The organism is Sphingomonas morindae, from assembly GCF_023822065.1.
GTDB lineage: Bacteria > Pseudomonadota > Alphaproteobacteria > Sphingomonadales > Sphingomonadaceae > Solisphingomonas > Solisphingomonas morindae.
The window spans coordinates 2,911,727-2,924,907 of the sequence record NZ_CP084930.1; the positions used below are offsets into that span (position 1 = coordinate 2,911,727).

10 protein-coding genes are annotated in these 13,181 nt (G+C 70.8%); 2 read left to right on the top strand and 8 right to left on the bottom strand.

Annotated features, from left to right (window positions below):
• Positions 1 to 11 precede the first annotated feature (11 nt).
• Genes LHA26_RS14215 through manD form a run of 5 tightly spaced genes read right to left on the bottom strand, consistent with a single transcriptional unit; the run spans position 12 to position 6,979 of the window.
• Entirely contained in the window at positions 12 to 1,655 is a 1,644-nt protein-coding gene (locus LHA26_RS14215; protein WP_252166247.1) for a GH35 family beta-galactosidase, read from the bottom strand.
• Positions 1,652 to 3,082 (bottom strand): mannitol dehydrogenase family protein, encoded by a 1,431-nt coding sequence (locus LHA26_RS14220; protein WP_252166248.1) that lies wholly within the window; start codon positions 3,080 to 3,082, stop codon positions 1,652 to 1,654. Before LHA26_RS14220 ends, LHA26_RS14215 begins: the two co-directional genes overlap by 4 nt.
• Positions 3,079 to 4,494, bottom strand: a complete 1,416-nt coding sequence (gene uxaC / locus LHA26_RS14225) for a glucuronate isomerase (RefSeq protein WP_252166249.1) — start codon at positions 4,492 to 4,494, stop codon at positions 3,079 to 3,081. Before uxaC ends, LHA26_RS14220 begins: the two co-directional genes overlap by 4 nt.
• Positions 4,491 to 5,774: an MFS transporter gene (locus tag LHA26_RS14230; RefSeq protein WP_252168401.1), complete on the bottom strand. Its 1,284-nt coding sequence runs from the start codon at positions 5,772 to 5,774 to the stop codon at positions 4,491 to 4,493. Before LHA26_RS14230 ends, uxaC begins: the two co-directional genes overlap by 4 nt.
• On the bottom strand, positions 5,768 to 6,979 hold the full coding sequence (gene manD, locus LHA26_RS14235; protein WP_252166250.1) for a D-mannonate dehydratase ManD: 1,212 nt from the start codon (positions 6,977 to 6,979) through the stop codon (positions 5,768 to 5,770). Before manD ends, LHA26_RS14230 begins: the two co-directional genes overlap by 7 nt.
• Before the next feature lie 218 nt (positions 6,980 to 7,197).
• On the opposite strand from manD, the gene LHA26_RS14240 reads away from it, so the two are divergent.
• Positions 7,198 to 9,351 carry an alpha-glucuronidase family glycosyl hydrolase gene (locus LHA26_RS14240; RefSeq protein ID WP_252166251.1) on the top strand — a complete coding sequence of 718 codons (2,154 nt, stop codon included), beginning with the start codon at positions 7,198 to 7,200 and terminating at the stop codon, positions 9,349 to 9,351.
• A gap of 5 nt (positions 9,352 to 9,356) precedes the next feature.
• On the top strand, positions 9,357 to 10,424 hold the full coding sequence (locus LHA26_RS14245; RefSeq protein ID WP_252166252.1) for a LacI family DNA-binding transcriptional regulator: 1,068 nt from the start codon (positions 9,357 to 9,359) through the stop codon (positions 10,422 to 10,424).
• 8 nt (positions 10,425 to 10,432) lie between these two features.
• Here LHA26_RS14245 and LHA26_RS14250 read toward each other — a convergent pair whose 3' ends face one another.
• Genes LHA26_RS14250 through alr form a run of 3 tightly spaced genes read right to left on the bottom strand, consistent with a single transcriptional unit; the run spans position 10,433 to position 13,181 of the window.
• Positions 10,433 to 10,780: a RidA family protein gene (locus LHA26_RS14250; protein ID WP_252166253.1), complete on the bottom strand. Its 348-nt coding sequence runs from the start codon at positions 10,778 to 10,780 to the stop codon at positions 10,433 to 10,435.
• Positions 10,777 to 12,042: a D-amino acid dehydrogenase gene (locus LHA26_RS14255; protein WP_252166254.1), complete on the bottom strand. Its 1,266-nt coding sequence runs from the start codon at positions 12,040 to 12,042 to the stop codon at positions 10,777 to 10,779. Before LHA26_RS14255 ends, LHA26_RS14250 begins: the two co-directional genes overlap by 4 nt.
• Complete coding sequence (alr, locus tag LHA26_RS14260; protein WP_252166255.1) at positions 12,039 to 13,181, bottom strand: alanine racemase; 1,143 nt, start codon at positions 13,179 to 13,181, stop codon at positions 12,039 to 12,041. The genes LHA26_RS14255 and alr overlap by 4 nt, the downstream gene beginning before the upstream one ends.

A 13,181-nucleotide genomic window follows, 5' to 3' on the forward strand; every position in this document is an offset into this window, starting at 1 on the left:
GGGAAATCTGTTCAGCGGTAGCGATAGTAGCGCACCTGCTGGATCGAGACGGTATCGAGCGGCAACCGGATATGGCGGCCCTGGTGCGTCTGATCGCCATTGAGCAGCCGCCCCGGCTGCCAGCGGCCATCGGCATCGAACGTGCCTTCCCAGGCGCTTTCGATCCCCGCGAGCGGATCGCCCGGCCCGATCGGCTCGGCGGTGACGGTGATGCCCGTGCCCGCGATCAGAACACTGTCGGGCCCCGTCGCCACGATCAGCCCGCCATGCGCGGCGATGGTCTGCTCGGCGCGCGGCGTCCACGGGTCGACGAACGAGACGGTGAAGCGATAGCCGTTGATCTCCGCCTGTTGCGGCTGATCCAAAACGGTGCCGTCCTCCAGCACGCGGGGCCGGAAGCCGGCGCGCGCGCCCGGTCCCGCGGCGAGCAGCGTCGGCGCGATCTGGCTGAGCACGGCATAGCTGTCCGCGATCGCGCCGGGCTTGGCGTCGATCGATTCGATCGAAAAGGGGCTGAAGCCGATCGCGCCGAGCTGGCCGAAGGCGTAGAAGGCGTTGGCCGGCCCCTCGGGGGCGCCGGCATTGTTCGCCTCGGGGATGAACAGCGCATTGTCCGGCCGCGCGAAGCGCCCGGCAAGATCGCTGAAATTGGGAAAATAGATGTCGGGCGCCAGCATATCGAGCGTCGGCGCGCCCGCTTTCCAGATGTCGATCAGATGCGGAATGGGGCCGCCGGCGGGATAGTCGCCCGGCGCCTTGCCGGTGCGGTTGAGCGCCGCGTTGACATACAGGGGCAGGGCATATTCGGCCTTGCCCGCCGCCGCGATCGCATCGGCATAGCGCGCATAATGCCAGGCGGTGAAGATTTCCGCCGCCGCCGCGCCGTGGCCGAACAGGCTCGTCCAATCGCCGCTGGTGCGCGCGCCCTCGGCCTCCCACAAGCGCTTCAGCTCGGGCGCGAGCGTGGCGCGATGGCGGACGAGATAGGCGGTCAGCGCGGCGGGCACGGGCGCGTGCCAGGCCGCCTCCGCCGCCGGACCGTGATCGCGCGCGGTCGGCAGCATGCCGATCTCGTTTTCCACCTGCACCATCAGCACCGTGTCGCGTCCGCCATCGACCGCCTTGAGATGCGCCATCAGCGCGGCGAAGGCGCGCGCGTCGGCGGCGCGGTTGGCCGGCGCGAAGGCCGACAATATCTCGGCGCCCTGACCATCGGGCAGGGTGACGCGCGGGAATTGCGCCTGATCGCGCTTCACCCAGGCCGGCACATAGCTCGACATGCTGTTCTTCCACGCGCCGAACCAGAGCAGCACGAGGTGAAGATGCTCGGCCCGCGCCGATGCGAGCAGCGCATCCACCGATCGCCAGTCGAAACGGCCCGGCGCCGGCTCGATCAGCTCCCACGAGACCGGCGCGAGCACGGTGTTGAGGTGCATGGCGCGCAGCTTCGCCCAGTGCGGCGCCATATAGGCGGCGCTCGAGGCGGAGGAATTGCCCAGCTCGCCGCCCAGGATCAGCATCGGCTTGCCGGCCACGCGCAGCTGCCAGCCGGCGTCGCTGTGGACGAGGCGCGGCGGCTCGGCGCGGGCGGGGGCCGCCGCCGCGAGAAGCGCGGCGAGCGCGGCGCAGGCGGCGGCGCGGCGGCGGCGGATCATGCGGCGTCCTCGGTCGCCGTCTCGGCCAGCGCGGCGCGGGCGCCGCCGCGCTCCAGCCGCTCCAGCGCGGCGGCCACCGGGCCGATGAAGCGCGGGTCGCTAGCCAGCGCGGGCGGCACGATCCCCGGCAGCGCGGCGAGCGCCCGCACGCGCGCCTCGGCCGAGCCGGCGTCGCGCAGCGCGGCGGCGGTATCGGCCGCGCGCGGATCGTCGACCACGAAGGCCGCGCCCTGATCGTCGCGGCCGCCCTGCCAGCGCATCCAGGCCGCCACGGCGAGCGCCAGCGCCGGGATCGGCAGATCGCGCGCGATCCGCCAGCCGATCGATGCCAGCAGGCGTTGCGGCAGCTTCTGCGATCCGTCCATCGCGATCTGGCGCGTGCCATGGGCAAGCGCGGCGTTGGCGAAGCGCGCCATCAACGCGGCGCGATAGGCATGAAGGTCGAGCCCGGGCGGCGGCGTCAGCGTCGCGCCGGCCTCGTCCCACAGCCGCTCGACGAAGCGGCGCGCCTCGGGCAGGGCGACGACCTGGTCAACGGTGGCGATCCCCGCGAGCCCACCCAGATAGGCGATGGCGGAATGCGCGCCGTTGAGCAGCCGGAGCTTGGCGTCCTCCCAGGGGCCGACCGTCTCGGTCAGCTGCACGCCGAGCGCGGCGAGATCGGGGCGCGGGCCGCTGAAGCGATCCTCCACCACCCATTGCAGGAAGGGCTCGGTCTTGACGAGGCCGAGATCGGTGACGCCGGCGCGCGCCTCGAAGCCGGCGATGTCCGCCGCGTCGGTGGCCGGCACGATGCGGTCCACCATCGTCTGGGGGAAGGCGATCTCCGCCTCGATCCAGCGGGCGAGCGCGGGATCGTGCCGCTCGGCGACGGCCCGCACCTCGGCCGCGAGCCGCGCGCCGTTGTCGGGCAGATTGTCGCACGAGATCACCGTCAGCGGCGCCAGCCCGGCGGCGCGGCGCGCGGCGAGCCCGGCGGCGAGATAGGCGGCGGCGCTGACGGGCGCGGACAGGCTGTCCCCGGCGGCCGCATAGCCCTTCTCGGTGATGGTGAGCGTGACGATCCGCGTGTCCGCCGCCGCCAGCGCCGCCACCACCGCCTGCGGCGCCTCGGGCGCCACCAGCACCTGCCGCACCGCGCCGATCACCCGCGCCCGCGCCGTCGCGCCCTCGCGCTCGATCAGCGTGTAGAGCCCGTCCTGCGGCGCGAGCTGGTCGCGCACGCCGGCGGCGCGCAGCGATACGCCGGTGATCGCCCAGCGCGGATCGCCCCCCGCGAGCGCCGCCTCGAACACCGCCGCCTGGTGCGCGCGGTGAAAGGCGCCGATGCCGAGATGCACCACGCCCGTGCGCATGGCGGCGCGGTCATAGCCCGGCCGGGCGATCTCGGCGGGCAGCGCCGCCAGCGTCGCGTCCGCTAGTCTCACAGCTTGTACGCCTCCTTGGCCAGCCGATAGGCGAGATCATGCGCCAGCGCCGCCGCCTCGTCCTCGTCGAGCCGATGCTCGGCGACAAGGCGGGCGAGGAAGCCGCAATCCATCCGCCGCGCGACATCGTGGCGCGCCGGAATGGACAGGAAGGCGCGCGTATCGTCGTTGAAGCCGACCGTGTTGTAGAAGCCGGCCGTCTCGGTCACGCGCTCGCGGAAGCGGCGCATGCCTTCGGGGCTGTCGTGGAACCACCAGGGCGGCCCCAGCTTGAGCGCCGGATAATGGCCGGCGAGCGGCGCCAGCTCACGGCTGTACACATCCTCGTCCAGCGTGAAGAGGATCAGCGTCAGCCGCGGATCATGGCCGTGCGCGTCGAGCAGCGGTTTGAGCGCGTGGACGAATTCGCTGGCCACCGGAATGTCCGCGCCCTTGTCGCGGCCGTGGCGGGCGAAGATGGCGGGCGCATGGTTGCGGTGCACGCCGGGGTGGAGCTGCATCACCATGCCGTCCTCCAGGCTCATCCGCGCCATTTCGGTCAGCATCTGCGCGCGGAACAGCTCGGCTTCGGCCGGTGTCGCGCCGTCGCCGCGCACCCGGTGGAACAGCGCCTCGGCCTCGGCGGCGGCGAGATCGGCGGTGGCCGCGCTCGGATGGCCGTGATCGGTGGAGGTGGCGCCGGCGGCGCGGAAGCGGGCGCGGTGGAAGCGGTGCGCCGCGAGATAGCCCTGCCAGCGCGCCGGATCCTCGCCCGCGCTGGCGCAGAAGCGCTCAACATTGGCGGCGAAGCCCGATGCCTCGGGATCCACCACCGGATCGGGCCGGTAGGCGGTCACGACGCGGCCGCCCCAGCCGCTCGCCCGAATTGCGGCGTGGTGCTTCAGCGGATCGAGCGGGCTCTCGGTGGTGGCGATCACCTCGATGTTGAAGCGCGCGTAGAGCGCGCGCGGGCGGAAGGCGGGGGTGGCGAGCGCCTCGGCGATGCGATCGTAGTAGAGATCGGCGGTCGCTGCCTCCAGCCGCACCTCCAGCCCGAACACCTCGGCGAAGACATAGTCCAGCCAGAGGCGCGAGGGCGTGCCCTGGAACAGCGCATAATGGTCGGCGAAGCGCCGCCAGATCACGCGCGGATCGCGTTCATGCGGCTGGCCGTCGCGGCTCGGCACGCCCAGCGCGTCGAGCGGCACGCCCTGGCTCACCAGCATCCGCAGCACATAATGATCGGGCACGATCAGCAGCTGCGCGGGATCGGCGAAGGCGGCATCGGTGGCGAACCAGGCCGGATCGGTATGGCCATGCGGGCTGATGATGGGCAGCCCCGCCACCTCCGCATGGAGGCGACGCGCGATCGCGCGCGTGCCCGGCTCGGCGGGGAAGAGACGGTCGGGATGGAGATGGAGTCTGTGGGTCATGCCGGATCGCGTACCAGTGCCTCGGTGGCGGCGGGCACATAGCCCGGATTGATGAGGTGATAGATGGCCAGCGCCAGCAGATAGGCGATGCCGCAAAAGGCGAAGATCGGCGTGTAGCTGCTGACGGTGCCGAGCACCCAGCCCGCATATTTCGCCATCAGCATGCCGCCCGCCGCGCCGGCGAAGCCGCCCAGCCCGACGATCGAGCCCTGCGCCCAGCGCGGGAAGAGATCGGCCGGCATGGCGAAGAGGTTGGAGGAAAAGCCCTGGTGACCGGCGCAGGCGAGGCCGATCAGCGCCACCGCGACCCAGAGATTGGGCGCCTGCACCGCGAACATCACCGGCACCACCAGCAGCGCGCAGCCCAGCATGGCGCGCTTGCGGGCGCGGTTGGGGCTCACCCCGCGCGCCAGCATGCGCGAGGAGGCGAGCCCGCCCAGCACCGATCCGATGTCCGCGAGCAGATAGACCGCGATCAGCGGCGGCCCAAAGCCCTTGAGATCCACGCCATAGCGTTTGGAGAGGAAGTCCGGCAGCCAGAACAGGAACATCCACCAGACGGGATCGATCAGGAAACGCCCCAGCACATAGGCCCAGGTCTGGCGGAGGCGGAACAGGCGCAGATAGGGGATGGGGCGCTGCGTGATCGGCGGATCGCTCTCGATATAGGCGATCTCGGCGGCGCCGATCGCGGGATGCGCGCGCGGCCGGCGATAGAAGCCGAGCCACGCCACCAGCCATACGATGTTGATCGCGCCGGTGATCCAGAAGGCCGCGCGCCAGCCGAGCGCGAGCGCGATCGCCGGCACCAGCAACGGGGTGACGATCGCGCCGACATTGGCGCCGGCGTTGAAGATGCCGATGGCGAGCGCGCGCTCGCGCTGCGGAAACCATTCCGAGGCGGCGGCGAGCGCGGCGGGATAGGTGCCGCTCTCGCCAAGCGCGAGCGGCAGCCGCGCCAGCACGAAGCCGGCGGTGGAGGTGACGAAGGACTGGCAGAGATGCCCCAGCGTCCAAACCGCCATCGCCAGCGCATAGCCGGCGCGCGCGCCGATGCGGTCGATCAGCCGGCCGAACAGCAGGAAGCCGATGCCATAGGCGGCCTGGAACCAGAAGGCGACATCGCCATAGCCGCTTTCGGTCCAGCCATATTCGGCCTGCAGGCTGGGCTTGAGCACCGACAGCACCAGCCGGTCGACATAGCTCAGCACGACGGCGAGGAAGATCAGCGCGCAGATGATCCAGCGGATCCGGCCGGCGGGGCGGGGCGGGGTCACCAGCTCCACAGCGTGCCGTCCTCGAGCCGGGCGACCGGCAGATAGGCACGTTTATAGGGATAGGTGGCGGCCTGCGCCTCGTCGATATCGACGCCGAGGCCGGGCGCCTCGCCCGGGTGCATCTGCCCCGCCTCGAAGCGATAGGCGTGCGGGAAGACGCGGTCGGTCTCGTCCGTCTGCGCCATATATTCCTGGATGCCGAAATTAGGCACCGAGAGATCGAAATGCAGCGCCGCCGCCATCGCCACCGGCGAGAGATCGGTGGCGCCGTGGCAGCCGGTGCGGACCTGATAGAGATCGGCGAGCGCGGCGATGCGACGCAAATGGGTGAGGCCGCCGGCATGGGTGACCGTCGCCCGGATATAGTCGATGAGCTGGTTCTCGATCAGCGTCTTGGCATCCCAGATCGCGTTGAACACCTCGCCCACCGCCAATGGCGTGGTACTGTGCTGGCGGATCAGGCGAAAGCCGTCCTGATTTTCGGCCGGCGTCGCGTCCTCGATCCAGAAGGGCCGATAGGGTTCGAGATCCTTGGCGAGCCGCGCCGCCTCGATCGGGGTGAGGCGGTGATGGACATCGTGGAGCAGATGCACGTCCGGGCCCAGCGCCTCGCGCGCGGCGGCGAAGAGCGGCGGCACGATGCGCAGATATTTCTCGGTGGACCAGATCGTCTCGGTCGGCAGATCGCTGTCCGCCGGTTCGTAGCGGTCGCGCCGCTTGGAGACGCCATAGGTGCCCGCCATGCCCGGCACGCCGCATTGCAGCCGCACCGCCTTATAGCCTTGGTCGATATAGCCGCGCGCCGCCGCGATGGTGTCGTCGATGCCGACGCCATTGGCATGGCCATAGACCATCACCGCCTCGCGGCTGGCGCCGCCGAGCAGCTGATAGACCGGCAGGCCCGCGATCTTGCCCTTGATGTCCCACAGGGCCATGTCGACGGCGGCGATCGCGCTCATCGTCACCGGGCCGCGCCGCCAATAGGCACCCTTGTAGAGGAACTGCCAGATATCCTCGATCCGGTGCGCGTCGCGGCCGATCAGGCAGGGCACGACGTGCTCGGAGAGATAGGCCGCCACCGCCAGTTCGCGGCCGTTGAGCGTGGCGTCGCCCACGCCATGGACGCCGGCGTCGGTCTCGATCTTGAGCGTCACGAAGTTGCGGCCGGGGCAGGTGACGATCACCCGGGCATCGGTGATTCGGGGCATGGCGGCGCCGCTCAGCCGCGCGCGCGGCGCAAAAGGGCCGTGCGTCTTGAACCAAAATGCATGATCGTCTCCTCGCCTGCCTCGCCACCGGTCGACCGGTTGTATCTGATAGCGCTACCATGATAGCAGCGGGCCGGGCTTGTCAACGGCCGCCGGCAAAAGCGGGCCCGTTATCGCCGACGCCTCGGAAGGGCGCGGCAAGGGAAGAGGGGATGCACATGGGCTTGAGGCTTTGGCGCTGGGCGATGATGGTGGCGCTCGCATCCGCGCCGCTCGGCGCCGCGCGCGCCGATGATGGCTATGATCTGTGGCTGCGCTATCGCCCCGTCGCCGCGCCGGCGCGCGCGGCGCTGGCGGCGCAGGCGCGAAGCCTCGTCATCCCCGGCCGTTCCGCGACGCTGGATGCCGCCGCGGCCGAGCTGCGGCGCGGCCTGGGCGGCATGGCGGGCGTCGCGCCGCCGGCCGCCGCCACGCTCGCCCCCGGCGCGATCCTGCTCGCCCGCCCGGCCGAGGCGCGCCGGCTCGGCGTGGCGGTCGCGGATGCGCCCGAGCTTGGCCGCGAGGGCTTTCGGCTGCGTGGCATGGCGTGGCGCGGCGGCCGGATCACGCTGGTTCTCGCCAATAGCGACCTGGGCCTGCTCTATGGCGCCTTCCGCCTGCTCGAGCGGATCGAGGCGGGCGAGCGGCCGGACCGGATCGATTTCGCCACCGCCCCGCATTTGGCGCTGCGCATGCTCGACCATTGGGACAATCTGGATGGCGGGGTGGAGCGCGGCTATGCGGGCCATTCGATCTGGGACTGGTGGCACCTGCCGGATCGCGCCGATCCGCGCTACACCGATTATGCGCGCGCCAACGCCTCGATCGGCATCAACGGCACCGTGCTCAACAATGTCAATGCGAGCGCCGAGTCGCTGAGCCCGCGCTACATCGCCAAGGCGGCGGCGCTGGCGGATATTTTCCGTCCCTATGGCATCAAGGTCTATCTCTCGGCGCGCTTCTCGGCGCCGATCGAGCTGGGCGGATTGAAGACGGCGGATCCGCTCGATCCCGGCGTGCGCGCCTGGTGGCGGGCCAAGGCGGACGAGATTTACCGCGCCATTCCCGATTTCGGCGGCTTCCTCGTCAAGGCCAATTCGGAAGGCCAGCCCGGACCGCAGGATTATCACCGCAGCCATGCCGAGGGCGCCGCCGCGCTGGCGGACGCGGTCCGCCCGCATGGCGGCGTGATCCTCTACCGCGCCTTTGTCTATGCGCACGACAATCCCGAGGACCGCGCCAAACAGGCCTATGACGATTTCAAGCCGCTGGATGGCCGGTTCGCGGACAATGTCATCGTCCAGGTGAAGAACGGCCCGATCGATTTCCAGCCGCGCGAGCCCTTCCATCCGCTGTTCGGCGCCATGCTGCGCACGCCGTTGATGATGGAAGTGCAGATCACCAAGGAATATCTCGGCTTCGCCACCCATCTCGTCTATCTCGGCCCGCTCTTCGAGGAAGTGCTGAGAAGCGATACCAGCGGCGCCGGCGGCCCAAGCGTGGCGCAGGTGCTGGAGCGCGGCGCCGGCCGCCCGGGGCTTGGCGGCATGGCTGGGGTTGCCAATATCGGCGACGACCGCAACTGGTCGGGCTCGATCTTCGATCAGGCCAATTGGTTCGCCTTTGGCCGGCTCGCCTGGGATCCGGAGGCCAGTTCGGAGGCGATCGCGCGCGAATGGACCGCGATCAGCTTCACGCCCGATCCGCGCTTCGTGACGCCGGTGGTGGCGATGATGATGGGCTCGCGCGAGGCGGCGGTGAACTATATGACGCCGCTCGGCCTCGCCCATCAGATGGCGACGGGCCATCATTACGGTCCGGGCCCCTGGGTCCATGATCTCGCCCGGCCCGAATGGAACCCCACTTATTACGCCCGCGCCGATGCCGATGGGATCGGCTTTGATCGCACCGCGACGGGTAGCAACGCCATCGCCCAATATGCGCCCGATCTCGCGCGCCGCCTCGCCGATCCGCGCACCACGCCCGAGGCGCTGCTGCTCTGGTTCCACCATCTCCCCTGGAGCTATCGCCTCGCCGATGGCGAAACCTTGTGGGAGGGGCTGGTGCGCCACTATGATCGCGGGGTCGCCAGCGTGGCGGCGATGCGCCGGCAATGGGCGGCGCTCGCCCCCTATGTCGATCCCGAACGCTTCGCGCTGACCGAGACCTATCTTGCCATCCAGCAGCGCGAGGCGCAGTGGTGGCGCGATGCGAGCATCGCCTATTGGCGCTCGGTTTCGCACCGCCCGCTGCCGGCAAATGTCGCGCCGCCCGCGCATGATCTTGATTATTATGAATCGCTCCGCTTTCCTTACGCACCCGGTCACATATGAAGGCGATGCGCTCCAAACCCCCAAGACGCCCCAGCGGCGCGCCCACCCTCAGCGATGTCGCGCGCGCCGCGGGCGTGTCCGCGATGACGGTGTCGCGCGTCATCAACCGGGAGGACAATGTCCGCGCCGCCACGCGCGATGCGGTGCAGGCGGCGATCGAGGCGCTCGGCTATATGCCCAACGCCGCCGCGCGCTCGCTGGCCGGCGCCAGCCAGATCCGGCTCGGCCTTTTGTTCAGCAATCCCAGCGCCTCCTATCTCAACGCGCTGCTCGTCGGCGGCCTGGATCAGGCGAGCCGCGCCGATGTCCAGCTCGTCGTCGAGAAATGCGAGCCCGGCGTGCATGAGGGGGAGGTGGCGCGGCGGCTGCTGTCCTCGGGCATCGAAGGGCTGATCCTGCCGCCGCCGCTGTGCGACAGCCCGCGCATCCTCGACGTGCTGGCCGCGCAGGACGGGCTGGCGGTGGGCATTGGCAGCGCCGGCACCGCGCCGCATTTCTCCACCGTGGGCATCGACAGTTTCGAGGCCGCGCGCGCGATGACGGCGCATATCGTCGCGCTCGGCCATCGCCGCATCGGCTTCATCCGCGGCAATCCCGCGCAGACCGCGAGCGCGCGCGGCCTGGCCGGCTATCGGGAGGCGCTGGCGGCGGCCGGCATCGCCTTCGAGCCCGAGCTGGTGGCGCAGGGCCTGTTCACCTACCGCTCGGGGCTGGATGCGGCGGAGCAGCTGCTCGACAGCGCCAATCCGCCCTCGGCGATCTTCGCCAGCAACGACGATATGGCCGCCGCCACGGTGGCGGTCGCGCACCGGCGCGGGCTCGATGTGCCCGGCGATCTCACCGTCTGCGGCTTCGACGACACCGCGCTCGCCACCACCATCTGGCCCGAACTCACCACCATCCGGCAGCCGATCGGCGATATGTCGCGCGCGGCGGTGGATCTGCTGCTGGCGGCGGTGCGGCGGCGGCGCGCCGGCGAGGCGCCCGAAGCCCAGCATCTCGTGCTCGAGCACGAACTGATCCGCCGGCAGAGCGACGCCGCACCGCGTCGCCGCCCGCCGGCGCGCGGCTGAAGTCCGGCTCAGCCCCGGGCGGCGATGATGATGATCTCCACCTTATAGTCCGGGCTCGCGAGCCGCGCCTCGCCCGTGGCGCGCGCGGGCGGCGCGACATCGGCGATCCAGGCGTCCCACACGCCGTTCATCTCCTCGAAGTCCGCCATGTCCGCCAGCCAGATCGTGGCCATCAGCAGCTGCGCCTTGCTGCTTCCCGCCTGGGCGAGCAGCGCCTCCACCTCGGCGAGCGCGGTGCGCGTCTGCTCGGCCACGCTCTCGCCCGGCGCGCCGACCTGGCCGGCGAGATAGATGGTATCGCCATGGATCACGGCCTGGCTCATGCGCGGGCCGGGTTCGATGCGGGTGATGGTCATGCGGAGGCGCTCCGATAGCGGCTGAGGGCGAGATCGTCGGCCTCGATCGCCGGCGCGCGGCCGGAGATGAGGTCGGCGATGACATGCCCCGAACCGCAGGCCATGGTCCAGCCGAGCGTGCCATGGCCGGTGTTGAGGAACAGGTTGGAAAGCGGCGTCGCCCCGATCACGGGGGTGCTGTCGGGCGTCATCGGCCGCAGCCCGCTCCAGAAGCGCGCCTGCTCGAGATCGCCCGCGCCGGGAAAGAGCGTGCCCACCGATTTCTCCAGCGTGCGCCGCCGCGCCTCGGGCAGATCCTTGGTGAAGCCGCTGATCTCCGCCATGCCGCCGACCCGGATGCGATCGCCCAGCCGCGTGATCGCCACCTTGTAGCTCTCGTCGAGCAGCGTCGAGACGGGCGCGCGCGCGGGATCGGTGATCGGCACGGTGATCGAATAGCCCTTCACCGGATAGACCGGCAGGCGCAGCCCCAGCGGCGCCAGCAGCGCGGGCGAATAGCTGCCCGCCGCCACCAGATAGGCATCGGCCAGCACATCGCCCTGATCGGTATCGATCCGGCTGATCCGGCCGCCGCTGCGCACCAGCCGCTTCACCGTGCGGCCCATCAGGAAGGTCACGCCTCGCGCCGCCGCCATGGCCGCGAGCGCCTGGGTGAATTTGAAACAATCCCCGGTCTCGTCGTGCGGCAGGCGCAGGCCGCCGGCAAAGGCCACGTTGCTGGCGCGCAGCCCCGGCTCGGCGGCAAGGCAGCCATCATGGTCGAGCAGCTCGAACGGCACGCCGTCCGCCTTGAGCACCTCGATATCCTTGGCCACGCCGTCCATCTGCTTGGCCTCGCGGAACAGCTGCAGCGTGCCCTGGCTGCGCTCGTCATAGGCGATGCCGGTGGCGCCGCGCAGCTCCACCAGCCGGTCGCGGCTGAACTCCGCCAGCCGCACCATGCGCCGCTTGTTCACCGCATAGCGCTCGGCCGTGCAGTTGCGCAGCATCGCCGCCAGCCAGCGGAGCATCGCCAGATCGGCGCGCGGCTTGACGATCAGCGGCGCATCGTCCTGGAACATCCAGCGCAGCGCCTTGAGCGGAATGCCCGGCGCCGCCCAGGGCGAGGCATAGCCGGGCGAGATCTCGCCGGCATTGGCGAAGCTCGTCTCGAGCGCCGGCTCGGCCTGGCGATCGATGACCACCACCTCATGGCCCGCCTCGGCGAGATACCAGGCGGAGGTGACGCCGATCACCCCGCTGCCGATGATCGCCACCTTCATGCCGCAACGCATCCTTCTCTGGCGGCGCGGACCGGCTGATAGATCCGCGCGTAACGCGACCCGAGCTGGGTCAGAATTTCATAGGCGATCGTGCCCGCCTCGGCGGCGACCTGATCGATGCCCTGATGCGGGCCGAGCAGCTCCACCGGCGCGCCCGGCGCGAGCGCCGCCTCGGGTACGTCGGTGACGTCGAGCGTGATGCTGTCCATCGACACGCGGCCGGCGATCGGCGCGCGCGTGCCCGCGATGAAGGCCGCGCCGCGATTGCTGAGATGGCGGGGCCAGCCATCGGCATAGCCGACCGCGATCGTGGCGATGCGGCGCGCATGGTCCGCCACCGAGGTCAGGCCATAGCCGACGCCCGCTCCGGCGGGCACGTCACGCACCTGCACGATCCGCGCGGTGAGCGAGACCACCGGCCGCATCGGATTGGCCTCGCCAAAGGTCGGCGCGCCGCCATAGAGCGCGATCCCCGGCCGGACCAGATCGAGATGATCGCCGCGCGGGAGGAAGGCGCCGCCCGAATTGTCGAGCGAGCGCGGCACCCCCGGCCACGCCGCCGCGCGCGCCTGGAAGGCGCGCCACTGCGCCGCGTTCGCCGCCACGTCGCCCTCGTCCGCGCAGGCGAGATGGCTCATCACCAGCGTCAGCTCGATATCGGCCAGCGCCGCCGGATCGGCCGCGAGGCGCGCCGCATCCTCGGGCGCGAGGCCGAGCCGCGCCATGCCGCTGTCCAGTTGCAGCGCCGCCCTCAGCCGCGCGCCGCGCGCGCGCGCCGTCTCCGCCCAGCGCGCGATCTGGTCGGGCGCATTGAGCACGGGAATGGCGCCGATCTCCGCGCAGCAGGGCTCGGCGCCGGGCTGCAGCCCGTTGAGCACATAGAGCGCCGCATCCTGCGCCAGGCTCGGCCGCAGCACCACCGCTTCGCCGAGCTGCGCGACGAAGAAATGGCGGCAGCCGGCGTCGTAGAGCGCGCGCGAAACCGGCTCGGCGCCCAGGCCATAGCCGTTCGCCTTCACCACCGCGGCCACCCGCGCGGGGGCCGTGCGCGCCTCGATGCGGCGATAATTGTCGACCAGCGCGTCGAGATCGATGCGCAGCGTGGCGCCGGCGATCAGCGCGGGATCGAAATGCGTCAT